The following is a 14,223-nucleotide window of genomic DNA, read 5'->3' on the forward strand; positions in this document are numbered from 1 at the left end:
GGGGGGGGGCGGCCGGGGGGGTGTGGCGGGGCCGGCGCCGGGGGTGGGGGTGGGGGGGGGGGGGGGGGGCACGGGGGGGGGGGGCCCCCGCCCCTCCGCCGTGACCGTCCTACCGCGTCCGAGCCCTCCTGGGTCCGGCCCTCTCGGGTCCGTCCCTCCCGGGTCCGTCCCTCCCCGGCCCGGCCCTTCCGGGTCCGAGCCCTTCCGCGGCCCGGCCCTTCCGCGGCCCGTCAGGCGTCCGTGCCGGAGGCTCCCGCGTCCACGGGTTCGTCCTCGTCCTCCTCGTCGAAGACCGAGCTGACGTCGAAGCGGCAGACGATCCGCTCGGGGTCGGCGTGGTCGAAGGGAGCGGCCAGCCACTCCCCCGGTTCCGGGAGCTCCTCGGCGGCGGTGACCCAGAGCGTGGAGTCCCCCTCCTCCAGGCCGAACTCCTTGTGCCGGGAGGCGATCTCGTCCGGTTCGTACTCGCCGAAGAGCACGCCGAGCGCGGCGAGCGGCGAGACGCCGGCCTTGGCGACCGCGCGGGTGTCCGCGTCGTCGTCGAGCTCGGCGACGCGGCGGGCCTGGGCGAGCAGCCGCTGCGGTTCGGCGACGGCGTAGTCGCGGCGGATCAGGAGGCTGAGGGCGTGAGGTTCGTCAGGTCCGGCGTACGGCGGCAGGTTGCCGTCGGCGCCGGGGATCTCGAAGGGGGTGACCTCGTCGTAGCGGTCGTAGAGGAGTTCGTCGTACGTCTCGGCGGCCGCGGCGAGGGCGTTGAAGGCCTCGTAGACGGCCGGGTCGTCGTCTCCCGTGCGGCGTTCGACCGCCGCGAGGTGACGGTCCAGTGCGGTCTTGACCGCCTCGGCGGCGGCACGTACCTCGGCAGCGGTGGGCTGCGCAGCATCAGACATGGGACAGACGCTATCCGTACCGGGCCCGTGCCCGCACAATAGATGCGATGCCGGAATACGAATTTGTCGACGTGTACGTGCCGCGCGGTGTCTCCCGCAAGGAGGCGACGCGGCTCCTGACCGACCATGCCGAGTACGGACACTGGGAGTTGGACCGTCTGAGCCTGCACCGGGACGGGAGCCGCAGAGTGCGGCTGAAGCGGCGGATCATCCGCCAGGTCCGGGCGACCTGGTAGGGAGCACCGGACAGGACGAGAAGACAGCGAGAAGGGGCCCCGTGGTGTGCGGGGCCCCTGTACGTGGCGCGTGGGCGCGGCGGCTCAGGCGGCGCTGCGGGCGCGGCGGTAGATCAGCGAGCCGGCGAGCAGCATCCCGGCGCCGGCGGGAAGGATCACGCCGAGCGGACCGGAGCCGGTCTCGGCGAGCTCCTCGACGGCACGCGGCGGAGTGACGACCTGAGTACCGGGAGTGTTGTGCCCGCCTCCGTTCCCGGGCGTACCCGGAGTACCGGGGGTCCCGGGAGTACCGGGGGTCTCAGGAGTGCCGGGCGTACCCGGGGTCCCCGGCGTACCCGGCGCACCCGGGGTGCCGGGAGTTCCAGGGGTCCCAGGCGTACCCGGGGTCCCGGGCGTACCCGGAGTGCCAGGTGTACCCGGCGTACCAGGGGTCTCCTCCCCGTACCCCGTGTCCCCGCCGTTCGCGCAGTCGTTGCCCGTGACGGCGTTCCCCAGGCCGACGCCCGTGACGTCGTTGCCGCAGACGTTCACCGGGACGTCGACCGGCACCTCGACGTTGTTGCCGGAGCCCACGCCGGGAGAGTTCCCGGTGTGGCCGCCGGCGGAGGACCCGCCACCGGACGGGGAGGTGTTGGCGCACGTGTTGCCAAAGGCCGGATTGAGCAGTCCGATGACGTTGACGGTGTTCCCGCAGGCGTTCACCGGTGCGTGCACCGGGACCTGGACGGAATTTCCGGACGCGACGCCCGGGGAGTTCATGGCCGCACCGTTGGCGCCGGAATCGGCGTGCGCATATCCGCCGCCGACGGCGGCGAAAACGCCTCCGGCGGCCGCGACGGTGATGAGGCCCTTGCGCGTGACCTGTCGCATAGCTTGTTCCCTGCCTGCTCGGCTTCGAAAGAGTGCCACCGGGCGGACGGCCCGGGGCGGAAATGGCCACCGGCCCCGGAGTGCATGGCACGCACTCCGGGGCCGGACCGGCTCACACCCTCACGGGGCGAGGCACAACGTCAGGCGTTGACGCAGGTGTTGCCGAAGGCGGGGTTCAGCAGACCGATCACGGAGACCGTGTTGCCGCACACGTTCACGGGGACGTGAACCGGCACCTGGACGACGTTGCCCGAGAGCACGCCGGGGGAACCGATGGCGGCACCCTGGGCACCCGCGTCGGCAACGGCCATGCCCGCACCCGCGAGAACGAGACCGCCGGTGGCAGCCGCAGCAGCGACGACCTTCTTGATCATTATTCCTCCTAGTTGGCAATGCGGCCCCAGCCGCGGACCGCACCACCTGTAACGAGGGGGAATGATGAGGGCTACGAGCCCTTGAGTTCATTCACTCTTTCCGGTCACGCGCAAACGCGTGGGCGAATTCAGCAGGCGTCGAGGAAACGGTCCAGCACGCGGACGCCGAACTTGAGGCCGTCCACCGGGACCCGCTCGTCCACGCCGTGGAACATGCCCGCGAAGTCGAGCTCCGGCGGCAGCTGGAGCGGGGCGAAGCCGAAGCAGCGGATGCCGAGGTCGTCGAAGGACTTGGCGTCGGTGCCGCCGGACAGCATGTACGGCACGGCGCGGGCGATCGGGTCCTCGGCGCGCAGCGCCAGCTGCATGGCGTCCACCAGGGCGCCGTCGAAGCTGGTCTCCAGGGCCTTGTCGCCGTGCACGTCCTCGCGCTTCACGCGGGGGCCGAGGATCCGGTCGAGATCGGCCAGGAACTCCTGCTCGTAGCCGGGCAGGAAGCGGCCGTCGACGTGCGCGGTGGCCTGGCCGGGGATCACGTTCACCTTGTAGCCGGCGCCGAGCATCGTCGGGGCGGCCGAGTTGCGGAGGGTGGCGCCGACCATCTTGGCGATGCCGCCGAGCTTGGCGAGGGTGCCCTCCATGTCCTCGGGGTCGAGCGGGGTGCCGAGGGCGTCCGACAGCTCGTCGAGGAAGCTCCGCACGGTCTTGGTGACCCTCACCGGCCACTGGTGGCGGCCGAGGCGGCCCACGGCCTCGCAGAGCTCCGTGATGGCGTTGTCGTCGTTGGTCATGGAGCCGTGGCCGGCCGTGCCCTCGACGGTCAGCCGCATCCAGTGCATGCCCTTCTGGGCCGTCTCGACCAGGTAGAGCCGCAGGTTCTCGTTGACGGTGAAGGAGAAGCCGCCGACCTCGCCGATCGCCTCGGTGACGCCCTCGAAGAGGTCCCGGTGGTTGTCGACCAGGTGGCGGGCGCCGTAGGTGCCGCCGGCCTCCTCGTCGGCGAGGAAGGCGAGGACGATGTCGCGCGGCGGCTTGCGGCCGCTGCGCAGCCGGTCGCGGACGACCGCGAGGGTCATCGCGTCCATGTCCTTCATGTCGACGGCCCCGCGGCCCCAGACGCAGCCGTCGGCGACCTCGCCGGAGAAGGGGTGGTGGGTCCAGTCCTCGGCGTTGGCCGGGACGACGTCGGTGTGCCCGTGGATGAGCAGGGCCGGACGCGACGGGTCCTCGCCCTCGATCCGGGCGACGGTGGAGGCGCGCCCCTTGTGCGACTCGATGATCTTCGGCTCGAGTCCGACCTCCGCGAGCTTCTCGGCGACGTACTCGGCCGCCGCCCGCTCTCCCGGGCCGGAGTGGTCACCGTAGTTGCTGGTGTCGATGCGGATGAGGTCGCGACAGAGGTCCACCACCTCGTCCTCGCCGCTGACGCTCCGGGCGGTGTTCGACTCGCTCACGCTGCTTCCTCCCACTACGTGCCCCACGTGATTGCTTGGTGGTCGCCCCCATCCTCCCGCGCCGCCCCCTCGGCACCCAAGGGCACCGGTCCTCCGACATGCGGCTGTCACATGACGGGGGCCGACCGGGGGTGGTGATCGACCGCTCCGAATGTTTGCTATGGTTTTCCTCGTCGGAAGGGCCCAGCGGCCGAGAAGACAGACACCTTGTCCGGGTGGCGGAATGGCAGACGCGCTAGCTTGAGGTGCTAGTGCCCTTTATCGGGCGTGGGGGTTCAAGTCCCCCCTCGGACACCAGCGAAGGACCCCACGTCACGTGGGGTCCTTCCTTGTTACGGCCCATGACTCACGGCTCATGGCCCACGGCGGCAGAATTCACGGCGGTGGTCCCGGTGCGACGCAGATCCAAGGCCCCCTCTTCGCCCCTCCCCCAGCGGGACGGGATCGACCCCGTGCGGGTGCGGCTGCCGGAGGACCCCGAGGGGGGCTGGGCGACCGTCCGGGACTACCTGCTCGACCGGTACGCGGGGGCGATCGGCGCCGGGCGGGTCGAGGGGATGCTGAGCGGCGGGCGTTTCGTGGGGACGGACGGTCCCGTCGGCGGGGACGAGCCCTACACCGCGGGGCGGTACGTCTGGTTCCACCGGGACTTTCCCGCCGAGACGCCCGTGCCCTTCCCGATCGGGGTCGTGCACCGCGACGAGCGGATCGTGGTCGTCGACAAGCCGCACTTCCTCGCCACGATGCCCCGGGGTCGGCACGTCACGGAGACCGCGCTCGCCCGGCTCCGGCGCGACCTGGGGCTTCCGCACCTCCAGCCCGCGCACCGGCTGGACCGGCTGACGGCGGGGCTCGTGCTCTTCGTCGTACGGCCGGAGGACCGGGGGGCGTACCAGACGCTGTTCCGGGACCGGGCCGTGCACAAGGCGTACGAGGCGGTGGCGCCGTACGACCCGGCGGTGGAGCTGCCGGTGACCGTGCGGAGCCGGATCGAGAAGGAGCGCGGGGTGATGGCCGCCCGGGAGGTGCCGGGCGAGCCGAACGCCGAGAGCCGGATCGAGCTCCTGGCCCACCGGGACGGGCTCGCCCGGTACCGGCTGGTGCCGGTGACCGGGCGGACCCATCAGCTGCGGGTGCACATGAACGCGCTCGGGCTGCCGATCCTGAACGACCCCCTGTACCCGGTGGTGCGGGAGGAGGGGCCGGAGGACTTCGAACGGCCGCTGCAGCTGCTCGCGCGGTCGCTGGAGTTCACCGACCCGTTCACGGGCGAGCCCAGGAGGTTCCTGAGCCGGCGCCCTCTCAGTGGCCTCGGCTGATCCACTCCTCCAGGTGCGGGGCCTCCGCACCGATCGTGGTGGTGTCGCCGTGGCCGGTGCGGACGACCGTCTCCGGCGGCAGGGTGAGGAGCTTCTCGCGGATCGAGTCGACGATCGTCGGGAAGTCCGAGTAGGACCGGCCGGTGGCGCCGGGGCCGCCCTGGAAGAGGGTGTCGCCGGAGAAGACCGTGCCGAGTTCGGGGGCGTGCAGACAGACCGCTCCGGGGGCGTGGCCCGGGGTGTGGAGGACCGTGAGGTCCGTGCCGGCGATGGTGAGGACCTGGCCGTCGGCGAGCTCGCCGTCCGGGCTGTGGTCGGGGTGGGTCAGCTTCCACAGCGGCTGGTCGGCCGGGTGGAGCAGGATGCGGGCGCCGGTGGCGGCCGCGAGGGCCGGGGCGGCGTCGATGTGGTCGTCGTGGGCGTGGGTGCAGACGATGGCGCGCAGGGCGCGGCCGTCGAGCGCGGCGAGGATCGCCTCGGCGTCGTGGGCGGCGTCGATGACGATGGCCTCGTGGTCGTCGCCGACGATCCAGACGTTGTTGTCGACGTCCCAGGTGCCGCCGTCGAGGCTGAAGGTGCCGGAGGTGACGAGGTGGTCGATGCGGGCGGCCATCAGAGGACCACCACCGAGCGCAGGACGTCGCCCTCGTGCATGCGGGCGAAGGCCTTCTCGACGTCGCCGAGGCCGATGGTCTCGGTGACGAAGGCGGCGAGGTCGATGCGGCCCTGCTGGTGCAGGTCGATGAGCATCGGGAAGTCGCGGGAGGGCAGGCAGTCCCCGTACCAGGAGGACTTGAGCGAGCCGCCGCGGCCGAAGACGTCGAGGAGCGGGAGTTCCAGCTTCATCTCGGGGCTGGGGACGCCGACGAGGACGACGGTGCCGGCGAGGTCGCGGGCGTAGAAGGCCTGCTCGTACGTCTCCGGGCGGCCGACGGCCTCGATGACGACGTCGGCGCCGAAGCCGCCGGTGAGCTCGCGGATCGCCTCGACGGGGTCCGTGGACCGGGAGTTGATCGTGTGGGTGGCGCCCATCTCCTGCGCCTTGGCCAGTTTCCGGTCGTCGATGTCCACCGCGATGATCTTCGCGGCTCCGGCGAGGCGGGCGCCGACGACCGCCGCGTCGCCGACGCCGCCGCAGCCGATGACGGCGACGGTGTCGCCGCGGCCGACGTTCCCGGTGTTGATCGCGGCGCCGATGCCGGCCATCACGCCGCAGCCGAGGAGGCCCGCGACCTCGGGGGCGACGGACGGGTCGACCTTGGTGCACTGGCCGGCGGCGACGAGGGTCTTCTCGGCGAAGGCGCCGATGCCGAGGGCCGGGGAGAGCTCCGTGCCGTCGAGCAGGGTCATCTTCTGCTCGGCGTTGTGGGTGGCGAAGCAGTACCAGGGGCGGCCCCGCGTACAGGCGCGGCAGGTGCCGCAGACGGCGCGCCAGTTGAGGATCACGAAGTCGCCGGGGGCGACGTCGGTGACGCCCTCGCCGACGGACTCGACGATCCCGGCGGCCTCGTGGCCGAGCAGGAAGGGGAACTCGTCGTTGATCGCGCCCTGCTTGTAGTGGAGATCGGTGTGGCAGACGCCGCAGGCCTGGATCTTGACGACGGCCTCACCGGGGCCGGGGTCGGGGATCACGATGGTCTCGACGCGTACCGGTTCGTTCCTGCCGGGGGCGATGACCCCCTGGACGTGCTGCGGCATCGCGAACTTCCCTTCCTCCGACCGGATCTTGTAAGGCTCTTGCGTACCACTATCTCCTGACAAAAGGCGAGACCCCCGCAGGCCGTGCCTGTGGGGGTCCCGCCGCCTCCCGTGGGGGAGCCTCAGCCCTGGTGCGCCGCGGAGGTCTCGCGGACCCGGCGGCGGACCAGGAACCAGCCGCCGGTGAGGGCCGCCGCGATGAGCGGCAGGCAGTTCACGGTGGTGCGGCTGATGCCGCCGTCCATCCACATCAGGACGAGGACGGCCGCGAGGAAGCCCAGGGTCACGATCTGGGTGTACGGGGCCCAGGGCAGGTTGTAGCCGGGGCGGACGACCTTGCCCTCCTTGGCGCGGCGGACGAACAGCAGCGAGCAGACCATGATCATGGCCCAGGTGCCGATGATGCCGATGGAGGCGAAGTTGAGGACCAGCTCGAAGGCCTCGCCGGGCATGACGTAGTTGAGGAGGACGCCGGCGACGCCGAAGCCCGCGGTGAGCAGGATGCCGCCGTAGGGGACGCCGCCCTTGTTCATGACGCCGGTGAACTTGGGCGCGGAGCCGGAGAGCGACATGGAGCGCAGGATGCGGCCGGTGGAGTAGAGGCCCGAGTTGAGGCTGGAGAGGGCGGCGGTGAGGACGACGAGGTTCATCACGCCGGCGGCGCCGGGGATGCCCAGCTTGTCGAAGACGGTGACGAAGGGGCTCTGGTCCCCGGAGTACGCGGTGTACGGGAGGATCAGGGCGAGCAGGACGACGGAGCCGACGTAGAACAGGCCGACGCGCCACATGATCGAGTTGATCGCCTTCGGCATGATCTTCTCGGGGTTCTCGGTCTCGCCGGCGGCGACGCCGCACAGCTCGACGGAGGCGTAGGCGAAGACGACGCCCTGGATGAGCAGCAGCATCGGCATCATGCCGTTGGGGAAGATGCCGCCGTTGTCGGTGATGTTGGCCAGGCCCGGGGTGTGGCCGCCGACGTCGTGCGAGGTCACGACGAGGAAGATGCCGACGAGCATGAAGGCGACCAGGGCGGCGACCTTGATGATCGCGAACCAGAACTCCATCTCGCCGAAGTACTTCACGGAGATGAGGTTGGCCGTGAGGACGACCGCGAGGGCGATCAGGGCGAGGACCCACTGCGGGATGTCGCTGAACATGGCCCAGAAGTGGGCGTAGGTGGCGGCCGCCGTGATGTCGGCGACGGCGGTGGTCGACCAGTTGAGGAAGTACAGCCAGCCGGCCGTGTAGGCGCCCTTCTCGCCCATGAACTCACGGGCGTAGGAGACGAAGGCGCCGGAGGAGGGGCGGTAGAGCACCAGCTCGCCGAGGGCGCGCACCACGAAGAAGGCGAAGACGCCGCAGACGGCGTACGCGATGAAGAGGGACGGGCCCGCCTGGGACATGCGGCCACCGGCGCCGAGGAAGAGGCCGGTGCCGATGGCGCCGCCGATGGCGATCATGTTGATGTGCCGGGACTTGAGGTCCTTGCGGTAGCCGGCGTCGCCTGCGTCGACGTGGGGGGCTGCGGCCGGGTTCGCCGGAGCGGCGGACAGCGGCTCGGCCGCGGTGACGCGGTCAGTCATGGAGTTGTTCGCCTTCGTGAGGGGGACGGTGCGGTACCCGGCCGCACCTGAACGGGGGTCTCCCGGCACGGCCAGCGCACATACTCACGGCAACAGCCCCTGACTGACTGTGACGCATGTCACTGAACGCCCATATTTGAGCTAGTTCAGAGGTTACGTGCGGGTAACGCCCGTATGAACTACGGGGCGAGGACGTCCAGCTCCTGGAGGGCGCCGACGGCGATCTGCCGGGTGAGCTCCTCGGCGCGGGCCGCGTCCCGCTCCCGCACGGCCTCGGCGACCTGGACGTGCAGGGTGACGGCGGCCGGGTCGGGGTCCTCGAACATCACGTGGTGGCGGGTGCGGCCGGTGAGGACCTCGGCGACGACGTCGCCGAGGCGGGCGAACATCTCGTTGCCCGAGGCGTTGAGCACGACCCGGTGGAAGGCGACGTCGTGGACGAGGTACTCCTCCAGGCGCCGGCCGCGCGAGGTGGCGACCATGCCGAGGGCCTGCTCGGTGAGATCGCGGCACTGCTCGGGGGTGGCGTTCAGCGCGGCCAGGCCGGCGGCGACGGGTTCGACGGCCGAGCGGAGCACGGTGAGCGAGCGGAGCTGGCGGGGGCGGTCGGCGCCGGCGAGCCGCCAGCGGATGACCTGGGGGTCGTACACGTTCCAGCTGGCCGTGGGGAGCACGGTCACGCCCACGCGCCGGCGGGACTCGACGAGGTGCATGGACTCCAGGACCCGCACGACCTCGCGGACGACGGTCCGGGAGACGTCGAAGCGCTGGGCGAGCTCGTCGGTGCGCAGCACGGTGCCCGGCGGGTACTCCCCGGCGGTGATCGCGAGGCCCAGGGTGGCCAGGACGTGGGAGTGGAGCCCCTGGGCCGGTGTCGTCATGGTGATCAGCCTATGCGCGCGGGTCCGGGCGATCACACCCGGGAATTAAAAGTACGACTTTTATGTCACAGACTCTTGAATACGTCGTACCCAATGGGTTTCATGAGCGCGACGGATTCACCGAATCGATGTCGATGAAGACAGCGAGGCACCCCCCATGAGCACCACCCCCCTCACCGCTCCCCCGGTCGTCGTCGTGATGGGCGTCGCCGGGACCGGCAAGACCACCATCGGTCCGCTGGTCGCGGAGGCGCTCGGCCTGCCGTACGCCGAGGGCGACGACTTCCACCCGGCGGCCAACGTCGCCAAGATGTCGGCCGGCGTCCCGCTGGACGACACGGACCGGGGGCCCTGGCTCGACGCCATCGGGGAGTGGGCGCACGGCCGGGCCGGGCTCGGCGGGGTCGTGAGCAGCTCCGCGCTCAAGCGGACCTACCGGGACCGGCTGCGTGCCGCCGCGCCCGGAATCGTCTTCCTGCATCTGACCGGTGACCGGCAGCTGATCGAGGAGCGGATGGCCGCGCGCAAGGGCCATTTCATGCCCACCGCGCTCCTCGACTCCCAGTTCGCCACCCTGCAGCCCCTGCAGGACGACGAGGCCGGCGTCGCCGTCGACGTCTCCGGCACCCCGGAGGAGATCACCGCCCGCGCCGTCGCCGCCCTGCGCGGCCTGGCCGGCTGACCCTCCCCCGTCCCGTCCCCACCTGCCCGTACGAAGGACACCACCGTGACCAGTCTCAGCGTCGAGATCCTGGCAGCGGACGCCGCCGAACCGATCACCTCGGCAGGCAACGCCCAGCTCGGGATCGCCGTGCTCGCCGGCATCGCCGTCATCGTCCTGCTCATCACCAAGTTCAAGCTGCACGCGTTCCTCGCGCTGACCATCGGCTCGCTGGCGCTCGGCGCGTTCGCCGGCGCCCCGCTCGCGGACACCATCAAGTCCTTCAGCACCGGACTCGGCAACACCGTGGCCGGTGTGGGCGTGCTCATCGCGCTCGGCGCGATCCTCGGCAAGCTGCTCGCCGACTCCGGCGGCGCCGACCAGATCGTCGACACGATCCTGGCGAAGACCGGCAAGCGGGCCATGCCCTGGGCGATGGTCCTGATCGCCTCCGTGATCGGCCTGCCGCTCTTCTTCGAGGTCGGCATCGTGCTGCTGATCCCGGTCGTGCTCATGGTCGCCAAGCGCGGCAACTACTCGCTGATGCGGATCGGCATCCCGGCCCTGGCCGGCCTGTCCGTGATGCACGGCCTCATCCCGCCGCACCCCGGCCCGCTCGTCGCGATCGACGCGGTCGGCGCCAACCTGGGCGTGACCCTCGCGCTCGGTCTGGTCGTCGCCATACCGACCGTGATCATCGCCGGTCCGGTCTTCTCCAGGTACGCCGCCCGCTGGGTGGACATCCAGGCCCCCGAGAAGATGATCCCGGCCCGACCCTCCGAGGACCTGGAGAAGCGTCCCGGCTTCGGCGTCACCGTCGCGACCATCCTGCTGCCCGTCGTCCTGATGCTGGTCAAGGCGCTCGTCGACATCGTGGTCGACGACCCCGAGAACGGCGTGCAGAAGGTCACCGACGTCATCGGCTCGCCGCTGATCGCCCTGCTCGCGGCCGTCATCGTCGCCATGTTCACGATGGGCCGCGCGGCCGGCTTCACCAAGGAGCAGCTGTCCTCCACCGTCGACAAGTCGCTCGCCCCGATCGCGGGCATCCTGCTGATCGTCGGCGCGGGCGGCGGCTTCAAGCAGACCCTGATCGACATCGGCGTCGGCCAGATGATCCTCGACTTCTCGAAGAGCTGGTCGATCCCGGCCCTGCTGCTCGCCTGGCTGATCGCGGTCGCGATCCGGCTCGCGACCGGCTCGGCCACCGTGGCGACGATCTCGGCGGCCGGCCTGGTGGCCCCGCTCGCCGAGGGCATGTCGACCGGTGAGGTGTCGCTGCTCGTCCTCGCGATCGGCGCCGGTTCGCTCTTCTTCAGCCACGTCAACGACGCCGGGTTCTGGCTGGTGAAGGAGTACTTCGGCATGAACGTCGGCCAGACGATCAAGACCTGGTCGGTGATGGAGACGATCATCTCGGTCGTCGGCATCGTGTTCGTCCTGCTGCTGTCGCTGGTGCTGTAGCCGACCCCGTGCGCGCGGAGGGGCCCCGGAACGTCCGGGGCCCCTCCGCCGTGCTCAGCCCCGCAGCAGCCCGAGGACCTTGGTCCCGAGCTCCAGGGCCTCGCCGGGCTCGTCCACGCACTGCTGGAGGTCGACGAAGCAGCCGTCGGCGCCGGTGTCGCGCACGCCGGAGAGCGCGCCGGCGATCGCGTCCGCCGTGGCGCCGGGGGCGGGGTTGAAGCGGATCTGCCGGCGCAGCGCGTCCGGGTCCCGGCCCGCCTCCTCGGCGGCGCGCCGGGCCACGTCCCACAGGCCCTCGGCCGCTCCGGGCGGCAGGACGGCGCCGACCCAGCCCGCGGCCCGGCGGCCGACCCGGCGCAGGGCGGCGGGGCTGAAGCCGCCCAGGTAGACGGGCGGTCCGGCCGGCTGGACGGGGCGCAGACCGACGTACGAGACGGGGATCGTCCAGCGCGGCCCCTCGTGGCCGAACTCCTCCTCGGTCCAGAAGCCGTGGAGAACGTCGAGGAGCTCGTCGAGGAGCGCGCCGCGCCGGCCGAAGTCGGCGCCGACGGCGGTGTACTCGTCCCGCAGCCAGCCGATGCCGAGACCGACGTCGAGGCGTCCGCCGCTGACCTGGTCGAGCGAGGTGAGGGAGCGGGCGAGCAGGGCGGGCGGGTACCAGGGCCCGTTGAGGGTGCTCATGCCGAGCCGGGCGCGGGAGGTGGCGCCGGCCGCGACGGTGAGCACGGTCAGCGGGTCGAGGAAGGTCCTGTACTGGCGGGGGTACGGGTTCTCCGGCGTGTGCCCCGGATAGAGGTCGCTGGGGGCGACCGGGGTGAGGGCGCGGTCGCCGACCCAGAACGAGTCGAACCCGGCGTCCTCGGCGTCCCGCGCGAAGGCCGCGATGCGGTCGGCGCGGGCGTGGGTGCCGTACTGGGGCAGTGCGATGCCTATGTCCATGGCCTCATCCTGGGCAGCGGGGCGGTTCGCGACACGAAGGGGCGGGGCTGTGACCCGTATCACACGCGACGGCCGCACGGGTCCGGCGGCCGGACCGCCCTCGCCGCCGTCCGGCCCCTCTCACCGCCGTCCGGCCCCTCTCGCCGTCACCCCACCGCCTTCGCCGCCGCGCGGCCCGCCGCCCGGCCCGAGAAGACGCAGCCGCCGAGGAAGGTGCCTTCGAGGGAGCGGTAGCCGTGGACCCCGCCGCCGCCGAAGCCGGCCGCCTCGCCCGCCGCGTACACGCCGTCCAGGGGCGCGCCGCCCTCCGTCAGGACGCGGGAGTCGAGGTCGGTCTCCAGGCCGCCGAGGGACTTGCGGGTGAGGATGTTGAGGCGGACGGCGATCAGGGGGCCCGCCTTCGGGTCGAGGAGGCGGTGCGGCGGCGCCGTGCGGATCAGCCTGTCGCCCAGGTACTTGCGGGCGCCCCGGACCGCCGTGACCTGGAGGTCCTTGGTGAAGGGGTTGGCGATCTCGCGGTCGCGGGCGGTGATCTCGCGGCGCAGGGCGGCCTCGTCGATCAGGGGCTCGTCGGTGAGGGCGTTCATGCCGCGGACGAGGGCGGAGAGGTCGTTCTCGACGACGAAGTCGACGCCCTTGTCCATGAAGGCCCGGACGGGGGCGGGTACGTCGGCGCGGGCGCGGCCGAGGACGTCACGGACGGACCTGCCGGTGAGGTCGGGGTTCTGTTCGGAGCCGGAGAGGGCGAACTCCTTGCCGATGATGCGCTTGTCGAGGACGAACCAGGTGTGGTCGTGGCCGGTCCGCATGATGTGTTCGAGGGTGCCGAGGGTGTCGAAGCCGGGGAAGAGCGGGACGGGCAGCCGCTTGCCGGTGGCGTCCAGCCAGAGGGAGGAGGGTCCGGGCAGGATGCGGATGCCGTGGCGGGCCCAGACGGGGTTCCAGTTCTCGATGCCCTCGGTGTAGTGCCACATCCGGTCGCGGTTGATGTGGTGGGCGCCCGCCTTCTCGGCGATGCCGAGCATCAGTCCGTCGACGTGGGCCGGGACGCCGGAGAGCAGCTTGGCGGGCGGGGTGCCGAGCCGGGCGGGCCACTGCGCGCGGACGAGGTCGTGGTTGCCGCCGATGCCGCCGGAGGTGACGATCACGGCCTGGGCGCGGAGTTCGAAGGCTCCCGTGGCCTCGCGGCTCGACGCGGTGCCGCGAGCGGCGGCCGAGGGGGCCAGGATCTCGCCGGAGACGGTGTCGACGGCTCCGGCCGTGCGGCCGAGCCCGGTGACGCGGTGGCGGAAGCGGAGGTCGACGAGCCCGCGGGCGGCGCCCTCGCGGACCTTGCGCTCGAAGGGGGCGACGAGGCCGGGACCGGTGCCCCAGGTGATGTGGAAACGGGGTACGGAGTTGCCGTGGCCGTTCGCGTCGTAGCCGCCGCGCTCGGCCCAGCCGACGACGGGGAAGAAGCGCACCCCGCGCGCGTGGAGCCAGGCGCGCTTCTCGCCGGCGGCGAAGTCGACGTACGCCTCGGCCCACTTCCTCGGCCAGTGGTCCTCCGCGCGGTCGAAGCCCGCCGTGCCGAACCAGTCCTGCAGGGCCAGGGCGTGGCTGTCCTTGACGCGCATCCTGCGCTGTTCGGGCGAGTCGACGAGGAACAGGCCGCCGAAGGACCAGTGGGCCTGACCGCCGAGGGACTGCTCGGGTTCCTGGTCGAGGAGGATCACCGAGCGGCCGGCGTCGACCAGCTCGGCGGTGGCGACGAGGCCGGCGAGGCCCGCTCCGATCACGATCACGTCAGCGTCGTAGGACATGGACCGCATCTTGGATACACGGATGTATCGAGTCAACCGTCCGAGCCCTCCC

Annotated in this window: 14 protein-coding genes and 1 tRNA gene; 5 read left to right on the forward strand and 10 right to left on the reverse strand. The window is 71.7% G+C overall.

Features of this window, described 5'->3' with window-relative positions:
• Nucleotides 1–230: 230 nt before the first annotated feature.
• Complete coding sequence (locus ACIGW4_RS36235) at nt 231–890, reverse strand: hypothetical protein (protein WP_123450637.1); 660 nt, start codon at nt 888–890, stop codon at nt 231–233.
• A gap of 47 nt (nt 891–937) precedes the next feature.
• On the opposite strand from ACIGW4_RS36235, the gene ACIGW4_RS36240 reads away from it, so the two are divergent.
• Complete coding sequence (locus tag ACIGW4_RS36240; protein WP_015032473.1) at nt 938–1,126, forward strand: DUF5703 family protein; 189 nt, start codon at nt 938–940, stop codon at nt 1,124–1,126.
• A gap of 84 nt (nt 1,127–1,210) precedes the next feature.
• Here ACIGW4_RS36240 and ACIGW4_RS36245 read toward each other — a convergent pair whose 3' ends face one another.
• The 3 genes from ACIGW4_RS36245 to ACIGW4_RS36255 all read right to left on the reverse strand — a co-directional run bounded on the left by ACIGW4_RS36245 (nt 1,211) and on the right by ACIGW4_RS36255 (nt 3,824).
• A complete protein-coding gene (locus ACIGW4_RS36245; RefSeq protein ID WP_399585810.1) occupies nt 1,211–1,996 on the reverse strand; it encodes a chaplin in 786 nt (261 codons plus the stop codon).
• Between the two features lie 140 nt (nt 1,997–2,136).
• Entirely contained in the window at nt 2,137–2,370 is a 234-nt protein-coding gene (gene chpH / locus ACIGW4_RS36250; protein ID WP_015032475.1) for a chaplin ChpH, read from the reverse strand.
• Between the two features lie 128 nt (nt 2,371–2,498).
• The gene (locus ACIGW4_RS36255; protein ID WP_123450643.1) at nt 2,499–3,824 is read right to left on the reverse strand and encodes a M20/M25/M40 family metallo-hydrolase; all 1,326 of its coding nucleotides are present in this window, start codon (nt 3,822–3,824) and stop codon (nt 2,499–2,501) included.
• 209 nt (nt 3,825–4,033) lie between these two features.
• On the opposite strand from ACIGW4_RS36255, the gene ACIGW4_RS36260 reads away from it, so the two are divergent.
• Together ACIGW4_RS36260 and ACIGW4_RS36265 are read left to right on the forward strand one after the other, a co-directional pair.
• Nucleotides 4,034–4,121: transfer RNA gene (locus ACIGW4_RS36260), tRNA-Leu, on the forward strand.
• 95 nt (nt 4,122–4,216) lie between these two features.
• A complete protein-coding gene (locus tag ACIGW4_RS36265) occupies nt 4,217–5,143 on the forward strand; it encodes an RluA family pseudouridine synthase (RefSeq protein WP_123457232.1) in 927 nt (308 codons plus the stop codon).
• On the opposite strand, the gene ACIGW4_RS36270 is transcribed toward ACIGW4_RS36265, so the two are convergent.
• From ACIGW4_RS36270 to ACIGW4_RS36285, 4 genes are all read right to left on the reverse strand, one after another.
• Entirely contained in the window at nt 5,127–5,756 is a 630-nt protein-coding gene (locus ACIGW4_RS36270; protein ID WP_123450645.1) for an MBL fold metallo-hydrolase, read from the reverse strand. The genes ACIGW4_RS36265 and ACIGW4_RS36270 overlap by 17 nt on opposite strands.
• Nucleotides 5,756–6,841 carry an S-(hydroxymethyl)mycothiol dehydrogenase gene (locus tag ACIGW4_RS36275; protein ID WP_359589435.1) on the reverse strand — a complete coding sequence of 362 codons (1,086 nt, stop codon included), beginning with the start codon at nt 6,839–6,841 and terminating at the stop codon, nt 5,756–5,758. Before ACIGW4_RS36275 ends, ACIGW4_RS36270 begins: the two co-directional genes overlap by 1 nt.
• Before the next feature lie 122 nt (nt 6,842–6,963).
• Complete coding sequence (locus ACIGW4_RS36280) at nt 6,964–8,424, reverse strand: amino acid permease (protein WP_359589434.1); 1,461 nt, start codon at nt 8,422–8,424, stop codon at nt 6,964–6,966.
• A gap of 179 nt (nt 8,425–8,603) precedes the next feature.
• Entirely contained in the window at nt 8,604–9,305 is a 702-nt protein-coding gene (locus tag ACIGW4_RS36285; protein WP_123450651.1) for a FadR/GntR family transcriptional regulator, read from the reverse strand.
• Nucleotides 9,306–9,462: 157 nt separating this feature from the next.
• On the opposite strand from ACIGW4_RS36285, the gene ACIGW4_RS36290 reads away from it, so the two are divergent.
• A complete protein-coding gene (locus ACIGW4_RS36290) occupies nt 9,463–9,987 on the forward strand; it encodes a gluconokinase (protein ID WP_398710691.1) in 525 nt (174 codons plus the stop codon).
• Between the two features lie 45 nt (nt 9,988–10,032).
• Nucleotides 10,033–11,430: a gluconate:H+ symporter gene (locus ACIGW4_RS36295; RefSeq protein WP_399585815.1), complete on the forward strand. Its 1,398-nt coding sequence runs from the start codon at nt 10,033–10,035 to the stop codon at nt 11,428–11,430.
• 54 nt (nt 11,431–11,484) lie between these two features.
• Here the strand turns inward: ACIGW4_RS36295 and ACIGW4_RS36300 are convergent, their stop codons facing one another.
• The gene (locus ACIGW4_RS36300; RefSeq protein WP_399585818.1) at nt 11,485–12,369 is read right to left on the reverse strand and encodes a TIGR03619 family F420-dependent LLM class oxidoreductase; all 885 of its coding nucleotides are present in this window, start codon (nt 12,367–12,369) and stop codon (nt 11,485–11,487) included.
• Between the two features lie 146 nt (nt 12,370–12,515).
• Entirely contained in the window at nt 12,516–14,171 is a 1,656-nt protein-coding gene (locus ACIGW4_RS36305) for an FAD-binding dehydrogenase (RefSeq protein ID WP_399585821.1), read from the reverse strand.
• Nucleotides 14,172–14,223: the final 52 nt, after the last annotated feature.

Origin of the sequence: Streptomyces sp. NPDC053513 (assembly GCF_044544765.1) — a bacterium.
In the GTDB taxonomy this organism is placed as follows: Bacteria; Actinomycetota; Actinomycetes; order Streptomycetales; family Streptomycetaceae; genus Streptomyces; species Streptomyces litmocidini.